General features: G+C 40.4%; 17 protein-coding genes. 10 read left to right on the top strand and 7 right to left on the bottom strand.

The features are described from left to right. The first annotated feature begins 216 nt into the window (after positions 1-216). The 4 genes from QL989_RS13815 (at position 217) to QL989_RS13830 (ending at position 3,520) form a co-directional block, all read left to right on the top strand. Positions 217-705, top strand: coding sequence for a GNAT family N-acetyltransferase (locus QL989_RS13815; RefSeq protein ID WP_178957355.1), 489 nt, complete (start codon positions 217-219; stop codon positions 703-705). A gap of 336 nt (positions 706-1,041) precedes the next feature. Continuing rightward, on the top strand, positions 1,042-2,394 hold the full coding sequence (locus QL989_RS13820; RefSeq protein WP_290170804.1) for an AlkA N-terminal domain-containing protein: 1,353 nt from the start codon (positions 1,042-1,044) through the stop codon (positions 2,392-2,394). Beyond that, entirely contained in the window at positions 2,391-2,858 is a 468-nt protein-coding gene (locus QL989_RS13825; protein WP_290170805.1) for a methylated-DNA--[protein]-cysteine S-methyltransferase, read from the top strand. The genes QL989_RS13820 and QL989_RS13825 overlap by 4 nt, the downstream gene beginning before the upstream one ends. Positions 2,859-2,935: 77 nt before the next feature. Next, the gene (locus tag QL989_RS13830) at positions 2,936-3,520 is read left to right on the top strand and encodes a thymidine kinase (RefSeq protein ID WP_008112278.1); all 585 of its coding nucleotides are present in this window, start codon (positions 2,936-2,938) and stop codon (positions 3,518-3,520) included. Here QL989_RS13830 and ltaE read toward each other — a convergent pair. Further along, a complete protein-coding gene (ltaE, locus tag QL989_RS13835) occupies positions 3,503-4,507 on the bottom strand; it encodes a low-specificity L-threonine aldolase (RefSeq protein ID WP_290170806.1) in 1,005 nt (334 codons plus the stop codon). The genes QL989_RS13830 and ltaE overlap by 18 nt on opposite strands. A 19-nt stretch (positions 4,508-4,526) precedes the next feature. Beyond that, positions 4,527-5,459: a 23S rRNA (adenine(1618)-N(6))-methyltransferase RlmF gene (gene rlmF, locus QL989_RS13840; protein ID WP_290170807.1), complete on the bottom strand. Its 933-nt coding sequence runs from the start codon at positions 5,457-5,459 to the stop codon at positions 4,527-4,529. Between the two features lie 129 nt (positions 5,460-5,588). Between rlmF and QL989_RS13845 the strand changes: the two genes are divergently transcribed. Next, positions 5,589-6,497 carry an alpha/beta fold hydrolase gene (locus tag QL989_RS13845; protein WP_290170808.1) on the top strand — a complete coding sequence of 303 codons (909 nt, stop codon included), beginning with the start codon at positions 5,589-5,591 and terminating at the stop codon, positions 6,495-6,497. Here the strand turns inward: QL989_RS13845 and QL989_RS13850 are convergent. The 3 genes from QL989_RS13850 to QL989_RS13860 form a co-directional block, all read right to left on the bottom strand. Continuing rightward, the gene (locus tag QL989_RS13850; protein WP_290170809.1) at positions 6,466-7,908 is read right to left on the bottom strand and encodes a tetratricopeptide repeat-containing sulfotransferase family protein; all 1,443 of its coding nucleotides are present in this window, start codon (positions 7,906-7,908) and stop codon (positions 6,466-6,468) included. The genes QL989_RS13845 and QL989_RS13850 overlap by 32 nt on opposite strands. A gap of 129 nt (positions 7,909-8,037) precedes the next feature. Beyond that, complete coding sequence (locus QL989_RS13855) at positions 8,038-10,608, bottom strand: TonB-dependent receptor (protein ID WP_290170810.1); 2,571 nt, start codon at positions 10,606-10,608, stop codon at positions 8,038-8,040. 332 nt (positions 10,609-10,940) lie between these two features. Continuing rightward, positions 10,941-11,099: an oxidoreductase-like domain-containing protein gene (locus QL989_RS13860; RefSeq protein ID WP_138606804.1), complete on the bottom strand. Its 159-nt coding sequence runs from the start codon at positions 11,097-11,099 to the stop codon at positions 10,941-10,943. Positions 11,100-11,202: 103 nt separating this feature from the next. Here QL989_RS13860 and QL989_RS13865 point away from each other — a divergent pair, with 103 nt between their 5' ends. Together QL989_RS13865 and QL989_RS13870 are read left to right on the top strand one after the other, a co-directional pair. Beyond that, positions 11,203-11,625 (top strand): hypothetical protein, encoded by a 423-nt coding sequence (locus QL989_RS13865; protein ID WP_198522719.1) that lies wholly within the window; start codon positions 11,203-11,205, stop codon positions 11,623-11,625. 83 nt (positions 11,626-11,708) lie between these two features. Further along, entirely contained in the window at positions 11,709-13,070 is a 1,362-nt protein-coding gene (locus tag QL989_RS13870; protein WP_290170812.1) for a leucyl aminopeptidase family protein, read from the top strand. A 51-nt stretch (positions 13,071-13,121) separates the two neighbouring features. Here the strand turns inward: QL989_RS13870 and QL989_RS13875 are convergent, their stop codons facing one another. Continuing rightward, positions 13,122-13,508: a VOC family protein gene (locus tag QL989_RS13875; protein ID WP_290170814.1), complete on the bottom strand. Its 387-nt coding sequence runs from the start codon at positions 13,506-13,508 to the stop codon at positions 13,122-13,124. An 82-nt stretch (positions 13,509-13,590) separates the two neighbouring features. Next, positions 13,591-14,670 carry a ketoacyl-ACP synthase III gene (locus QL989_RS13880; RefSeq protein ID WP_010389122.1) on the bottom strand — a complete coding sequence of 360 codons (1,080 nt, stop codon included), beginning with the start codon at positions 14,668-14,670 and terminating at the stop codon, positions 13,591-13,593. A gap of 365 nt (positions 14,671-15,035) precedes the next feature. Here QL989_RS13880 and QL989_RS13885 point away from each other — a divergent pair, with 365 nt between their 5' ends. The 3 genes from QL989_RS13885 to QL989_RS13895 are packed head-to-tail and all read left to right on the top strand — an operon-like array spanning position 15,036 to position 17,196. Next, positions 15,036-16,274, top strand: coding sequence for an ATP-binding protein (locus tag QL989_RS13885; RefSeq protein ID WP_290170815.1), 1,239 nt, complete (start codon positions 15,036-15,038; stop codon positions 16,272-16,274). Then, positions 16,271-16,798 (top strand): response regulator, encoded by a 528-nt coding sequence (locus tag QL989_RS13890; RefSeq protein ID WP_109875211.1) that lies wholly within the window; start codon positions 16,271-16,273, stop codon positions 16,796-16,798. Before QL989_RS13885 ends, QL989_RS13890 begins: the two co-directional genes overlap by 4 nt. Further along, positions 16,798-17,196, top strand: a complete 399-nt coding sequence (locus QL989_RS13895; RefSeq protein ID WP_138570195.1) for a DCC1-like thiol-disulfide oxidoreductase family protein — start codon at positions 16,798-16,800, stop codon at positions 17,194-17,196. Before QL989_RS13890 ends, QL989_RS13895 begins: the two co-directional genes overlap by 1 nt. Positions 17,197-17,251 lie beyond the last annotated feature (55 nt).

Below are 17,251 nucleotides of genomic sequence, written 5' to 3' on the forward strand. Positions count from 1 at the left end.
CAACTTTTTACCATTTATAAAAGCGCTGTTTTAATTTGTTTTTTAGATATCGTAATGGCTAAATTTAAATAACCCCGTGATAGTTACGTATTGAATATAAAAACGATATGCTAGGGTATAAATAAATATATTAATGGCTTAAGTTATCATAATTATTTAGGCACTTTTTATTTTAAATTTAATAGGCATAAAAGTCGTTTTGAAGGGTTAATAACAATGAACACAGCAATAGAAATTCGCGATGCACAGCCAAGTGATGCAAAAACAATTCTGCATTTTATTAATGAGCTTGCCATTTACGAAAAAGAGCCAGATGCAGTTAAAACCAATGAACAAGCAATTTTAGATACACTTTTTTGCGACGGCGCAACAGCGCATAGTTTAATTTGTTTACAAGATGGTGAGCCGATTGGTTTTGCGGTGTATTTTTACAACTACTCTACTTGGTTAGGTAAGAATGGTCTCTATTTAGAAGATTTATATGTTAGCCCAGATAGCCGTGGAAATGGTGCCGGTAAAGCTATCATGAAAGAGCTGGCAAACAGAGCAATAAGCAAAGACTGTGGCCGCTTTGAGTGGGTAGTGCTTGATTGGAATAAACCCGCGATTGATTTTTATAATAGCATGGGTGCTGAGCCACAGAATGAATGGATTATATATCGTTTAACGGGCCAAGCATTGATTGATTTTGCAAACAAAGATTAGGGTCTGTTGACCTTTTAAGGTTAAATTTGCAGCAGTCTGTTTGGTATTTAGGCAAGGCAGCGCCTAAGTGGTGTGGTTATTCCCCATAAATAGGCGATAACGCAGCATCAATGCCAAACAGGCGCTGCCCTTCGGGTTCTGCCTAGGGGCGATTTACTCTTTGTTGCTCGGTTTTTACTTAGCCCACTAGGTTACAAACCTCGCGCCGCGATTAAACCGCCCCTAGTTTGAACAAATTTTAATCCGCAAAGGTTAACAGACCCTAGTGCCGAATATGGCCAGTAATATACCTAGTTTTTGTTAAGCTAAGCGCTACATAATTTATAAGAGCAATTTATGGTTAATCAGCATTGGCAAAAAGCGCGTCAGAGCCGCGATGCGCGTTTTGATGGGCTTTTTTATGTAGCGGTAAAAACCACAGGTATTTATTGTCGGCCAATTTGCCCCGCGCCCACTGCGCACGAAAAAAATGTAACCTACTATCAGTTTGCGCACTCTGCTGCGCAAGCAGGGTTTAGGCCTTGTATTCGTTGCAGGCCCGATAGCGCACCAGGTAGTGCTGTTTGGCTGGGATCAAAAACCACAGCATTGCGTGCTAAGCAGTTAATTGATCAATATAACGAGTGCGATTGTGAAGTGCTTGCTGCGCGTTTAGGAATAAGCAGCCGCTATTTAAGGCGGCTTTTTTCTCAATATTTTGGTCTTTCAGTAACTCAATATCGGTTATTTAATCAATGCCATTTTGCAAAAAAATTGATTCAAGAAACCAGCTTACCGCTTACCGAGATAGCGTTTGCTTCCGGCTTTAAAAGTGTGCGACGATTCAATGATGCTTTTTTAAAACAACTTAATATCGCGCCCTCAGCGCTCAGAACCGCCAAGCACTCAACTGATCTTGGGCTCACCTTAATTTTGCCTTTTCGACCGCCATATAACTGGCAAGCATTGCATGGGTTTTTAGCAAAACGACTTATAGAGCCAATAGAGTGGTTAACGCCAACCAGTTATGGGCGTACTTTTACTTATAAATCGTGTAGAGGCCGCTTTAATGCTGAATTTATTGCAGATAAACATCATTTTCGGGTGCAAATTGATATAGATAATACGCAATATTTACAGCCAGTTATTAACAACATTCGCCGTGTACTTGATTTAGATGCAGATACTTATTTAATTGAGGCGCATTTAAGCGAACACATTAATAATGCATTTCCACTTACTAAAGGCTTAAGGTTACCGGGTATTTGGTCAACCTTTGAAGCGGGTATTCGCGCTGTGTTAGGTCAGCAGGTGAGTGTAACTGCGGCGCATAATTTAGTGACTCAATTAGTGCAACAGCTTTCAGAGCAACAAGAGGGAAAGGTGTACTTTCCAACACCTGAAGTAGTGGCAGGTAGTGATTTTGCTTTTTTTAAAATGCCGCAGGCACGTAAAAATGCACTGCATAATCTCGCTGAATTTTGTGCTATTAACCCCAAGGAAGATGATTTAGACCAATGGCTTACTTTAAAAGGAATTGGCCCTTGGACGGTTAATTACGCAAAACTGCGCGGTCAAAGCCAACCCGATATTTTACTTGATGGCGATTTAGGGGTTAAAAAAGCCCAAGCTGCAGCAAGCTCGTTTGAATCTGCGAACTGTGCACCATTTCGATCTTACTTAACTTTTCAACTTTGGCAGCAATTATGATAGTGCAAACCAGTTTACCCAGCCCGATTGACGATATTATTATTCAGGCAACTGAAAACGGTATTAGTTATGTGGGGTTTTATCCACCGACTAGTTGTATCAGTACGCCTTTAAATAAGGTGACTAATTCACATGTTTTATCTTGTGTGGCGCAGCTTAATGAGTATTTTGCTCATACGCGTACTGAGTTTGATTTAGAGCTTGATACTGGCGGCACGCCATTTCAGCAAAGCGTATGGCAGGCATTACAAAGCGTACCGTTTGCTAAAGTGGCAACCTATAAAGATATTGCCATACAATTAAATAATCCTAAAGCAGTGAGGGCGGTGGGGGCTGCAAATGGCAAAAACCCAATCAGTATTATTGTGCCGTGTCACCGCATCATTGGTGCAAATAAAAAGCTAACTGGTTATGCTGGTGGCCTAGAGCGTAAGCAATGGTTACTAGAGCACGAAGCAAAATAAATAAAATAGCGTTTCCAAATTTGTATTCTCTGCACTTTAGGGTAGCATAAGCGCACTTTTTATTTGAAGGCACGGCCATGGCGCAATTATACTTTTACTACTCTGCAATGAATGCAGGTAAATCAACCACTTTATTACAATCAGCGTTTAATTATAAAGAGCGCGGTATGGAGCCGGTGATCCTCACGGCTGCCATTGACGATAGAGCAGGAGTGGGCAAAGTATCCTCACGTATAGGCCTTCAAGCAGATGCACATATTTATGATGCGGATAAAGACGTATACGAGCTAATTAAATCGCTCAATAGTGATAAAAAACGCCATTGTGTACTCGTGGATGAATGTCAGTTTTTATCTAAAGATCAAGTTATGCAGTTAACCGATGTAGTCGATGAATTAGGTATTCCCGTATTGTGTTACGGCTTAAGAAACGACTTTAGAGGAGAGTTATTTAGTGGCTCGCAATATTTACTTGCTTGGGCTGATAAGTTAATAGAGCTTAAAACGGTGTGTCATTGTGGGCGTAAAGCAAATCACGTATTACGTACCGATGAAAATGGCGAGGCTATTGCCGATGGCAACCAAGTAGAAATTGGCGGCAACGACCGTTATGAATCGGTGTGCCGCAAACATTATAAAGCCGCGTTAAATATGGGCCGTTAAGGCTTTAATAAAGGTATCTATATCCGCTTTGGTAATACCTAAGTGGGTTACTAGCCTAAGTTGCTTACTTGGGCTAAACACAATGTCCTGTGCTTTTAAATCGGCTGCTAGTTTTGTGATGTTTATGCTGTTATCAAACGTAGCGTAAACCATGTTTGTGGTATTACTCATGTTTACATTAAAACCTGCCACGTTATTTAACTGCTTTGCTAAATAACGTGCATTAGCGTGGTCATCGACTAAACGTTGAGTGTTATTTTCTAAAGCATATTGCCCCGCAGCAGCTAATATACCCGCTTGGCGCATACCGCCGCCAAGCACTTTTCGCCAGCGTCTAGCTTTGGCTATCAATGCTGTTGAACCAAGCAATAATGAACCAACAGGTGCACCTAATCCTTTTGATAAGCAAATAGATACAGAGTCAAAATGTTGGGTTATTTCTTTAATATCAACGTTAAGCTCGGCAGCGGCATTAAAAGCGCGAGCGCCATCTAAATGCAGTGCTAAGTTATGTTGGTTAACAAATTCGCGTGCTTTGAGTAAATAATCAATACCGAGTACTTTACCACCTATGGTGTTTTCAAGGCTTAACAGGCGGGTTTTTGCAAAGTGGCTATCATCGGGTTTAATTGCTGCAGCAATTTTAGTAAAACATAGACTACCATCGGCTTCATTTTCAATAGGCTGTGGCTGAATAGAGCCTAAAACAGCAGCACCACCGCCTTCAAACTTGTAGTTATGAGCACTTTGGCCACATATATACTCGTCGCCGCGTTCACAATGGGCCATTAATGCAAGCAGATTTGTTTGTGTGCCTGAGCTACAAAAAAGTGCATCTTGCACATTAAAGCGTAATCGAGCATAAGCTTCTAATTGGTTTACACTTTCATCATCGCCATAAACGTCGTCGCCGACGGGGGCATGATACATAATATCCCGCATTTTGCTGCACGGTTTTGTTACTGTATCTGAGCGAAAATCTATCATGGGGTGTCCTTAAGTGGCTTTATACTAATTCTTCACAAATTTGTTCTCGGGTGGCTTTATCAAAATAGCTCCATGCAATAAAGCGACTGACTTTTTGTCCTTGTGCCATTTCAACAATTTTAAATTCACTAATAGGCTGTTGTTTTAGCTGTGCTTCTAAGGCTGCTAGAGTTTCTTTTTTAGAAACCAACGAGGTAAACCAAATTACTTGGTCACTGTGATCCCTGCTTTCTTTGATCATAGTAGAAATAAAGGCCAGCTCACCACCTTCACACCACAGCTCATTACTTTGTCCGCCAAAATTAAGTGCTTGCGAAGGCGCTTTGCCTAAGTTTTTCCATTTACGTTCACTGCCTTTATTGGCTTCTTCTGCACTGGCGTGAAATGGCGGGTTACACATCGTTAAATGATACAAATCTTTCGCATTAACCACCCCTTTAAAAATATGCTCGGGATTTTTTTGTTGTTTAAGCGTTATTTTTAGATTATTGAACTGAGCGAGCTGCTTGGCTATTTTTATTGCTGCAGAGTCTATGTCGCTGCCAGTAAAGTGCCATTGGTATTCGCTATTGCCCGTTAGCGGGTAAACTAAGTTAGCGCCAGTGCCTATATCAAGCACTTTAATTTGTCGGCCAGTGGGAATAACCTGCTGATTATCTTCGCTGAGTAAGTCAGCTAAGTAATGAATATAATCTACTCTACCTGGAATAGGTGGGCACAAGTTGTGCTCAGGAATGTCCCAAAAGTTAATGTTGTAATGACTTTTTAATAACGCCTGATTCAAGGTTTTTACAGCTAAGTTATTACTAAAATCAATACTTTGATTGCCTGTTGGAGTCGTAATTAAAAAAGCAGTTAACGAAGGGGTTTGCGAGGTAAGCAAATTAAAATCGTAACCATTTTTGTGTTGATTGCGCGGATGTAATTTAGAACGAGTTGATTTTGCTTTCATGAGGCTTTTTTAACAACAGGAATAAAAGCCAATAGTAACAAATACAGACAGAAAAAGTGCATAATTTTCCCTTTGGCTTACCAGTTATTACTGGTAGGATGAGTTGTTAGCAATTATAAGGAATTCGCTTTGGCAGTTACTCAAGAGTCTGTTTTTATTAAATTAGGTGACCATCAAACACTGCATTTGCGTCGTATCGCCAACCAGCAGCCAAGTGGGCCTGTGGTGCTATTAATTCATGGCGCGGTAGAAAATGGCAAAATATTTTACACTCATAGCAATAAAGGGTTAGCGCCTTTTTTAGCTGAACAAGGGTATTGTTGTTACGTAGCTGATTTACGCGGGCGTGGTGAAAGTAAACCTGCTATTTGTAAGCAAGCACGGTATGGACAAACTGAGGCGATTGTTGAAGATATTCCGGCATTTATTGAGAAAATTGAACAGTTAGAGAGTAAAAAACCTGACTTTTTAGTTGCTCATTCTTGGGGTGGGGTGTTGCTTAATAGCGTGTTTGCTCGCTTTCCTGAGCTGATAAACGATGTAAAAGCGTGTGCCTATTTTGGTTCAAAGCGTTCGCTATTTAATAACCACCCTAAAAAGTTATTTCAGGCCAATTTGATTTGGTATTTTATGGCACCAATTTTAGCGAAAAAACACGGTTATTTACCGGCAAAACGCTTAAAGTGGGGCAGTGATGACGAAACTCAAAAGTCGCATTATCAAAGTATGCAGTGGGCTAAGCAAAAGCCATGGATAGACAGTGATGACGGCTTTGATTACGCTAAAACATTAGCAAGCCTTACGCTTCCTCCAACGTTACATATTGCGGCAGTAAAAGATAAAGCATTGGCACAGCCTATCGATATTCAAAAGTTTATTGATGAGTCAGGTACTGGGGTGCAAAAAATGCAAATATATGGCCGCCGCTTTGGGCACAAAGTAGATTACGATCATATTAATATGCTTACTCACCCACAGGCACGCCAAGAGCAGTTTATGGATGTGCTTAATTGGTTTGAGGCAACGAGAGCAAACTAAGTAAAGGTGCTTCATAACGCTGCCACTTATCAAGGCTTTTGTTATTTACAGGTTGCCTGATGGCATGTTTACTAAGCGTTGTAACTGCGCTTTTATTCTTGTAAAAGTCTAAACAAGTGTGTTCAAATTCGCAGCCCGTAAAACTCAATAGTGCGGTTAATTGTTCCTTTGGATTTTCAATTAGCTGCTCATAACTTAAATTATAAATAGCTAAGCGGTTAAACTGCTGCCAATGGCTCATTAGTTTTTCATAAAGCTGATGATACAAAGTAAACTCATTTAAATCACAAAAATAGGGTTCGTTTTCAGCAAAGTAATTAGTAAACACTGAAAAGGCGGTTGCATGAAAGTTACGGGTCAGGTTAATAAACTTAGCATCTGGGAATAAAATATAAATTAGCCCTAAGTTTTGGTAGTTGCTCGGCAGTTTATTGATCACAAATGGGCAGTTGCCCCCAAAAGAGCTTAACGTTTCTAAATAAATATCTCTGGCTTGGTTAATTAAAGGCGTTGTTAGTTTAGCTAAACATTGAGGGTAGCGTAATCTTGTTTTATGTTCTAAAAAAGCAACTACCTTACTACTAATACTGGTGTCTTCTCCAAGCGTTGCCCATTGACTGTGCCCTGATAACATTTGCTCAAGTAGGGTTGAGCCGCTTCGTGGCATACCAATAATAAACACGGGCGTAACAGGATACTGCTTATTTAGGTTTGCTAAATTGAGCACACTTTCATTGTTATATTCAATAAGTTGATCATAAAACTCAATTAAATCCTCAGTATTAAATTCACTGAGTTTACGTTGTTGCTGATTGGCAATAACAAAGTAATTAAATGCTTGATCAGTATCATCTAACTTGTCGTAACTTTTAGCTAAAGCATAATAACAGACCATTTTTAAGCGTAGGTTATTTGTTTGCGTTAAAAAATGGTGTAACTGATCAATGTAATTATTTGCTTTATTAAAGCGCCCTAATTGTACCAATTCAAATAAAACATAAGCCGTAACCGGTGCTATCCCAAGCTTTAATGCCTCCTCAAATGTGGCCTGCGCTTTATCAAGCTCGCCAAAGTTTAAATAGTGCTGAGCTAAATAATAATGAGTGTCTGGGTTTTCTGTAGCAATACTGGTTGCGTATTCGAGTACTTTTTGCGCATCTTCAGGGGAGTTGACCGCATTAAATGCATCACTTAGTGCATATAAGGGTTCTAATACATAGGGTAGATGCTGACACGCCCGTTGTAGTATATACACAGCGGCATCAAATTGTTCTAAACGCAATGCGACCTTACCTAGACCAAATAGGGCGTCACCATTGTCTGGCTCTGATTGTAAAAGCGTTTTGAAATGAAACTCAGCTTCTCTAAGCTTGTTTTGTGATAATAACTCATTTGCTTTTTTTAGTAGCATAATACAACTAATATTCTTTTTATTTACTATAACCCTAACGCCATAAAAAATGCGAGTAAATAGGCATCTTAGAGCCAATAAAAAGGCGAAATGCATTACACATTTCGCCTTTTTTGTTGTTAACACACTTTAGAAAGTATAGGTTGCTTTAGCGTAGTAAAAACCACCATTAATACCGTATGGAGAAGTTTCGTAGTACTTACCACCCCAATTGTTATTAGGTGCTACGGTAAAATCAAGTTTCTCTGCTTCTTGGTCCAGTAGGTTTTGTGCACCGACTGAGAAACTGATTGAGTCATTCATAAAGTAAGTTACTTCAACATCTAATGTTACTGCTGCATCAGCTATTTTAGCGGTTTCATCATAATCTACGTGAACACCTTGGTACTCACCAAAGTAGTTAAGACGAGAAAATGCTGAAAAGCTTTCCCATTGCTGTGCCCAGCTCAGTGTTGCGCGGTGATTAGGTAAGTCATTTTCAAGACGACTTACTTTAAACGCACCTGTGATATCACTTGAGCGTGTTACTTCTGTTTCATTCCAGTTGTACGCTAAGCTAAATGTAGAACTACCATTGAATAATTCAGCTGAGTAGTTAGCCACTAAGTCAACACCTTGAGTAGTGGTATCAAAGTCATTGGTAAAGAAACTAACTTGCGCTAAGTTTTGTACGTTAGGTACACCGGCAGCTTCGAGCGTGTCTTTATCAGCTTGACTAAGTTCAATTTTATCTGATTGGCTAATACGATCATCTACTTGGATGTTGTAGTAATCAACTGTTAAGAATAAATCGCCTATGGTGTATACCGCACCAAAGGTATAGCTTTGTGATTCCTCAGGCTCAAGTTCAGTACCACCAAGCTGAATAGCAATTGGGTTTGTAGGTGGTAATAGCGCTGAGTCTACTAATACACCGCTGCTTAAGTTAGTTTGTACGTTACTAACATTCGCTTGGCCTACGGTAGGTGCACGAAAACCAGTACTAATTGAACCACGAATATTCAGATCATCAGTAAGGTGGTATTGACCCATTAACTTATAGTTAGTGGTTGAACCAAAGGTATCGTAATCTTCGTAGCGAAGCGCTAAGCCCATTAAGAACTCTTCAGTGAATGGCGCTTCAATATCAATGTAAGCTGCATAGTTTCGACGGTCGTATTCGCCTGCATCTGATGGTTTAAATCCAGGGAAACCGTTAGAACCAATACCAAAACCTTGATCAGTTAGTGGGCCAGCTATAAACGAAGCTTCATCGCCTGATACCACGGTAAAGGTTTCTTCATGCCACTCTAAACCACCGGCAATGTTTACATCGTAAGCTAAGTCAAAGTCAAAACCCTTTGAAATATCAAAATTAAAGTTTTTCTCTAATTGTTCATATTTACCTGGGCTAAAATCACGCGGGCTATCTGGACCCAACGATGCATTGATTGTGTCGTATATAAAGTAGCGAGATTCGTTATACCCTACAGTACCGCTTAGGTCATAGTAAGCGCCTTCTAAAAAGCCGCCAGTAAACTCACCTTTAGTACCAATAGTGAGTGACGTATCTGTGATATTACCACCAAAGTTTGGTGTAAAACCGCCCGGAAGCATTTCGTTAAATGCGAAACAATCAGGGTTGTTTGCTACGCCATTAATGTAGTCAGGGTTATCAAGAACGTTGTCATCAATCATGATTGTTGGACAATTACCGCTCATGTCGCCGGTTAAATCACCAACAAGGAGTGTTTCGCCACCATCGTTTGAGTATGCACCAGGGCGAGTATGCGGGTTACGGTAATAAAAACCACCACGTACATCACGCTCAGAATAGTTACCAAACATATAAAATTGTGAGTCATTAGTAAGCTCTAAGCCAACATTACCAAAGATAGAGATGTCGTCATCTACCTCTGGTGCACCCCATACTTGAGTGATCGGAGCAATGTCTGGTACTCCAGCCTTGATAAGTTGAGTTGCATCGTAGCGTTGAACTGAACGGCTGGTCGCATCGGCTGTTTTGTACTGAAAGCTTAAATTTGCAAAACCGCTATCGGTAAACGGTAAACCCACATTACCTGAAATTTGGGTTGTATCACCGTCGCCCTCGTAATATTGGCCTTTACGAACTTCAAATGACCCGCCTTCCGAGGCATCTTTAAGTTGGAAATTTAAAACCCCAGCAATCGCATCAGAACCATATTGTGCAGCGGCACCATCGCGAAGTACTTCTACTTGTTTCAATGCAATACTTGGAATAACTGAAATGTCGGCACCTTGCGCACCATCATTAATACCACCACCTAAAAAGGCAATAACTGAAGCGCGATGACGACGTTTGCCGTTAAGTAAAATTAATGTGCTATCTGAAGGTAGTCCGCGTAGGTTTGCAGGGCGCACTAGTGAAGCGGCATCACTAATTGGCATTGAGTGAACGTTTAAAGAAGGAATAGCCCCTTTTAACAGCTCTAGCATATCAGTATTACCTGATTTGCTAAGCTCTTCACCACCGATAATGTCGATAGGAACAGGTGAGTCACCAATAGAGCGTGGCGCAGAGCGCGTACCAACTACGGCAATTTTTTCTACGTTTTTGTTTACTTTAACTTCGGTTTGCTCTTCTTGAGCAATTGCTGAACCAGAAACAAACAAGCCTGCGGCTGTTGTTGCTAGAGCAAATTTGATCGCCTGTTGAAGCGTATTGCTTTTTAATTTCATTCTAAATATCCCCAGTTAGAATTAATTTGTATAGTCTATTACTGACTTATTATTGTGGACATTTCACGTTCAATGGGGAGCAAATATAGCTAACTCACTCCTAAAAGCTTAATTAATTAAGCGCACCTCCTGTGAGTCCTCGAATAGACTATAGATAAAAAAACTAAAGAGGGCAATGGGTAATTAACCACTATTTAACAAGTTGAAACAAATGATTTATCTAAAAATAACGCAGAGTTAATTGCAGCTAGGGCGAGAAAAGGAGGAAAAAACAGACATTGATACATAATGACTAACTAAATAAGTTAATTTAGTCATTTTATATTACTGAATTAAATTGATTTGCTGTTGATATTTTCACCATGATGTTTTTTCCACGCTGCCAGCTTTTCTTTATATTCATCCCACACACAAGGGCAGCAACTGCCGCCGCCACAACATTCATCAGATTTTGGTCTTTCGGGTTTGGTGTCGGGGCGATTTTTTTGCATTTTTTATTACAAAAGTGGAAAAAAGGACACTTAGAATAAATGATTGAACAAAGCGTGTAAATTATTCTTTGTGAACTTAGAGCGCTGTGTGAGAATACAGGCTATGCGATTATATAAAGTCATTCATCGTGCCCCCTGGCGGGTTGCTAAAATTAGTAAAAAGCGACAGCAACTGCGTTTTCGCCGTGCTATGGTGGCGCTTAAAATAGCCCTTGCTCAAGAAAGGCAAGAAACCAAAGAGATGCTAATAACCTACAAGCGTTATACTCAAGGGCAAACAAACAAAGCAGAGCTAAAACGCGCCAATGAGCAGTTTGTTGATATATTAAAAGGGTTGGGGCTAGGCATTTTTGCGTTATTACCCTTTGCACCATTAACTATTCCATTGGTTGTTAAGCTAGGGCAGTTTGTGGGTGTTGATGTATTGCCGAGCTCTTTTAGTATGAATAAGACTATGAAAGAAATTGATCAAGAAATTACTCAACAAAACCAACAGCAAGACTCAACTCCTCCCGAAAAGAAGTAAGCTAGTTAGGGTATAATTAGCTATACCTTTTAATAGTGCTTATTGTTATGCTAGGGTATCAATTTCTATTATGTGAGTCATTAATGAGCGCTTTACTTTGTCATACCTCTTCAGGTATCCCTCTATCTTTTATTGTTAAAAATGAATTAACAGACTGGCTTACTCAGCAACCGAGCTTTGTGCAGCAGTGGCTTGCAAATACCGATTTTGAAAAGTCAGGACTGGCGTTAATACCAAACGCAGAAACGGGTGAACTAAGCCAAGTATTTTGTATTATGCAACGAGCTGATGATTTTTGGGCCGCTGGCGAGCTTGCAAGTAAATTACCTAAAGGCTGCTATCAAATTCAGGGTGATGAATCGTTAGTTTCTCAACTTGCTTTAGGGTTTGTGTTAGGTGGTTATGAGTTCAGTGAGTATAAACAAAAAGCCACAGCTAAAGCTCAGCTTGGCATTGCTGATAAAACATTATATGAACAAGTAAAACAACAAGCAGATGCAATTAATCTAGCCCGTGATTTAGTAAATACCCCCGCTGCCGATATGATGCCGCAGCACTTATCACAAGTAATGAGCGATTTAGCTGATACATTCGACGGCGAGTTTACCCAATGGGTAGGCGATGAGCTATTAGAACAAAATTATCCAACTATTCATATGGTAGGCCGTGCAAGTGAAAACAAACCGCGTTTACTCGATTTGAAGTGGGGGGCGGTTGATGCGCCACAAATTACATTAGTAGGTAAAGGTGTATGTTTTGACTCAGGTGGACTGGATTTAAAACCAAGTTCAGGCATGCGTAACATGAAAAAAGACATGGGTGGGGCAGCACATGTTATTGCCTTAGCTCAACTAATTATGGCCGCTAACTTACCAATACGTCTTCGGGTGTTAGTCCCTGCGGTTGAGAATGCCGTTTCGCGTAATGCATTTCGCCCAGGCGATGTAATAAAAACACGTAAAGGTATTATGGTCGAAATAGATAATACTGATGCAGAAGGGCGACTAGTTCTGTGTGATGCACTAAGCGAAGCACAAAACGATGAGCCTGAACTAATTATTGATTTCGCTACTTTAACCGGTGCATGTCGTGTTGCTTTAGGAACAGAACTGCCAGGCTTTTTCTCAACGGAACGTGAGGTAGCTAATGCGATTATGGACTCGGGTATGCAAGTTAACGACCCTGTTTGGCAATTGCCGTTATTCGAGCAATACACCCCATTTTTGAAAAGCGATGTGGCTGATATGACTAACTGTTCAAGTACGCCATTTGGTGGCGCAATTACCGCTGCGCTTTATTTGAAAGAGTTTGTAGAGCCAAATACACCATGGGTTCATTTTGATGTAATGGCATGGAACTTACGAGCATTACCCGGGCGTCCTGCGGGTGGTGAAGCTCTAGGTATTCGTGCAGTATTTACTTACCTACAAAATCGATTTAACTAACCTAACTAGGGTTAACTAAATCAAACATACCTTGCCTTGAGTTATTTGATGTTAAAGCGCATATAACTCAAGGGGTAAACCATCTGGATCGGCAAAAAAGGTGAATTTTTTGCCGGTTATTTCATCCACTCTTATTTCTTCTACGTCGATTCCATGCGACTCTAAATACGTTTTACTGTTTTCTACACTACTAACCTTAAATGCTAAATGTCTAAGTCCTTGTGCTTCGGGATAGCTTGGTCTACATGGCGCATCTTTAAACGAAAATAATTCTAACTGACTGCCATCAGGTAAAGCTAAATCGAGTTTGTAAGACTGACGCTCTGCTCGATAGTGCTCATTAATAATCGTGAGCTTTAATATTTCACTATAAAAATGTTTAGAGCGTGGGTAGTTGCTGCAAATGATGGCTACATGATGAATGCCTAGTAGTTGCATATACTTTCCTTAAAAAGCAAAAAGCGCACTGAAAGCAGTGCGCTGTTTATCAATACATATTTGCTTGGTGTAATATTAGCTTTTAGCTAGGCTCTGCGTCTTTACACGCTTTTACAGCCGGTGCAACAAGCTCTAAACCTGTTTTATCACACGGTGGAAGTTTAGCATCGCTAACAGCAATGGGGGTTACTCGCTCGCCCCATTTGATATAACTTGCCGCCCACGTTAGGCCTGCTCCAAATGCAGCCGACATAATATTGGCATGCGGCTTAATTAAACCTTGCTCAACGGCTTCGCACAGCGCAATGGCAATCGTCGCAGCAGAGGTATTACCGTATTCGCCAATGTTAACCATTACTTTGCTGTCTTCAACCTTTAAACGGTTTTGAATTGCTTGAATAATGCGTAAATTAGCTTGATGCGGAACTAGTACATCGATATCGTCTAACTTAAGGTTGGCTTGCTCAAGCACGTCGTCACAGGCTTCACTCATGCCTTTCACGGCACGTTTAAATATTTCACGCCCTTCAAATAAAAGGTCTGATGGGCCAATTGGCTCATATTTATTTAAATCACTGCCAAAATTAGTAATGTGTAAAATATCACGATCTTCGCTGTCACAGCCGGTTTTAGTTCCTAATAAGCCTGCAGGTGTTTCTGCTGCTTCAAGCACAACGGCACCGGCACCATCACCAAATAATACTGCGCTATCGCGTCGTGCCCAGTTTACGTACCACGTCATGCGCTCAGCGGCAATAACTACGGCTTTTTTGATCATACCGGCTTGAATTTGCGCTGTCGCAGCTTGTAAAGCATATAAAAAACCAGAACATGCTGCATTGGTGTCCATGGCTGCAGCGCCAGTGGCGCCAATATTTTTTTGTACTAATGAGGCAGTGTTTGCAACTACTGTTGAGGGGGTGCACGTTGCTAAAATAACTAAATCGATATCTTTTGCATCTACGCCAGCGCAAGCAATAGCATGTTTTGCAGCCACACTAGCAAGCTCGGCAGTACTTACATGGCTAACTCTACGGGCTTTGATACCGGTACGCGTGGTGATCCACTCATCGGTGGTATCTACAATTTCACTTATTTCGTCGTTGCTGATGCTGGCTGGTGGAATGCATTTGCCCCAACCAGTGATATGTGCGTAAGGCATAGTGTGTTCTCTTAAAAGTGGTATGACGTGTTCGTCTTATGAATACGTTATAACAAAAATTAGCTATTAACTCTAGTTTATAGCAGCTATAGAGCTGTAATTACTGCTATTTTACCAATTGTTTGTTGTATTTTTAGTGAAAGGTTAATTGTAAGTTTTTACTTTGTAAATTAAATGAGTGTTTAGCTTAGGTGCTTTTTATAAGCTAGTCCATCACCTTCAACACTTGCTTAAAGTACTTGTGACGTATGCTTGAGTGCAGCTATGCGAGCGGATACTATAAGGCGGTTTAGTGTATAATAATTACAATAAAAAAAGCATGTTAATCATGAATAATAAAATCAAGTGTATCCAGGAACCCTATTGTGTTAATTAAAACCGACCCAGCTATTAGCCGATTATTAATGCTGCGCAGTGGTGCCATCGTTGTTCAGCTTATTGCGGTACTCAGTGTGTATTTTTTACTAGAACATCAAATTGCACTTATGCCGTTGTTAGGGGTTATTGCTGTTGAGGCGGTTTTTCAGTTAGCCAGTGTATTTGCCTACCGGCATGTAAGCCAAGCAAAGCCAATTGGCATGTTAATGCAACTGACCGCCGATGTGCTTTTTTTAACTATTTTGTTGTCTTTAAGCGGCGGTGCAACTAACGCATTTGTGTCGTTATTGTTGCTGCCCATTATGATAGCTGCAATCACACTAAGCGCTCGAGGGCTTGCCTATATTGCTGTATTGGCCATTGCCGCCTATAGCTTATTATTAATTAAAATGCCCGAACACAGTATGCACCAAATGAATATGAATGGTCATTTTATTGGTATGTGGGTTAATTTTGTTATAAGTGCTTGCGTAATTGCGTTAGTTATAGGGGCTATGAACCGCGCTTTGCAACAGCGTGAACGCACTATTGCCAAAGTTAGAGAAAAACAGTTACGCAATGAACAACTGGTAACACTTGATGGCGCAGCGGCGCAAATTACTCATCAATTAGCAACACCAATTGCTAATTTACAATTATTATTTGAAGAGCTTTTAGAAGAGCATCCTAACAATGAAATTATTCAGCAAATGCAAATGCCGCTATTGCAATGCCGCACTCAGCTTAACGACTTTAGAAAGCTCTCAATGCAGTTACGAGATAAAAACACTCAAGCACCCATTAAAGCAGAGCAGCTGCAAAATCAAATTCATGATACGTTACTATTACAATACCCCAATCAACAAATAAACTGGCTTAACGAGTCACCTGAAGCCACATTACAAAGTGACGCTATGCTGTTACCTGCAATTTTAAATTTATTACAAAATGCAGTACTTGCTAATCAAAAACACGCCCAAGTGCAACTTGAACTAAGTTGGCAGCAACCTGACGCACAAAACATTGCGTTAATTATTCGTGATTTTGGTGCTGGTTTTTCATCCTCAGAGTTAGCAGAGTTAGGTGGGCAGTTAATGCCTAGTGAGCAAGGCATGGGGATCGCAGTTATGTTATCAAATGTGACATTTGAGCGGTTAAATGGCTCGTTAACGGTATATAATCATCCCGAAGGCGGAGCGGTTGCAAAGATAACGATGCCACTATTAACAGCAGAGACAAAAGCATGAAGCTACTTATTATTGAGGATGATATTAATTTAGCGACAACGTTGGCACGGCGGCTAACTAAGCACGGTTTTAACTGCGAGATCACTCATAATCAAACTGATGCACTTCTAAAGGCTCGCCAGCAACAGCCTGATTGTATTTTATTAGATATGAAACTGGCTGATGAAAATGGACTGTCGCTTATTGCACCGCTGCGGCATTTACTCACTCATGCACATATTGTATTGCTGACTGGCTTTGCAAGTATAGCTACAGCCGTAGAGGCGATGCGTTTAGGTGCTAATGACTATTTAACTAAGCCTGTTGATATGGCAAGTTTATTAAAAGCACTTAAAGTTGAGGTGGCAAGTTCGGCAGTAACTGAAATTTCTGAGGGGGTTATGTCGCCCGAGCGGTTAGAGTGGGAACATATTCAACATGTTTTACACAGTAATAATGGTAATGTATCAATGACCGCAAGGCAGCTAAATATGCATAGGCGGACACTACAGCGTAAATTACAAAAAAAACCAGTGCAGCAGTAATGCAAAATCAAAAAATTATTTTATTTGATGCGCAATGTAAGCTGTGTAGTGCATGGTGCAATTTTGTTATAGCTCACGATCCGAGCATTAAATTTAAATTGTGCAGCGTGCAATCGCCGGCTGGGCAAACGCTACTTGCTCAATTTGGTTTTTCCACTACCGATTTTACTTCGATGATTTATATAGAAGCACAAAAGCCATATACCCGCAGCCAAGCCGTTTTTCGAGTGTTCAGTCAGTTAGGCTATCCGTGGAAGTTGATTAGCGTATTTAAGTTATTACCACGAAAGCTGACTGATTGGCTTTATAACAAAGTGGCTAAAAACCGTTATACATTATTTGGTAAATACCAGTACTGTCGAATTCCTCAACAAAAAGATGAAGATCACTACTTATAACCACATTTTTAGCAAGTGCTGGATCACTTAGGCTGTGCTAAAATCTCGGCGTTTA

It is taken from the genome of Pseudoalteromonas sp. APC 3224, from assembly GCF_030407535.1.
Lineage (GTDB): Bacteria > Pseudomonadota > Gammaproteobacteria > Enterobacterales > Alteromonadaceae > Pseudoalteromonas.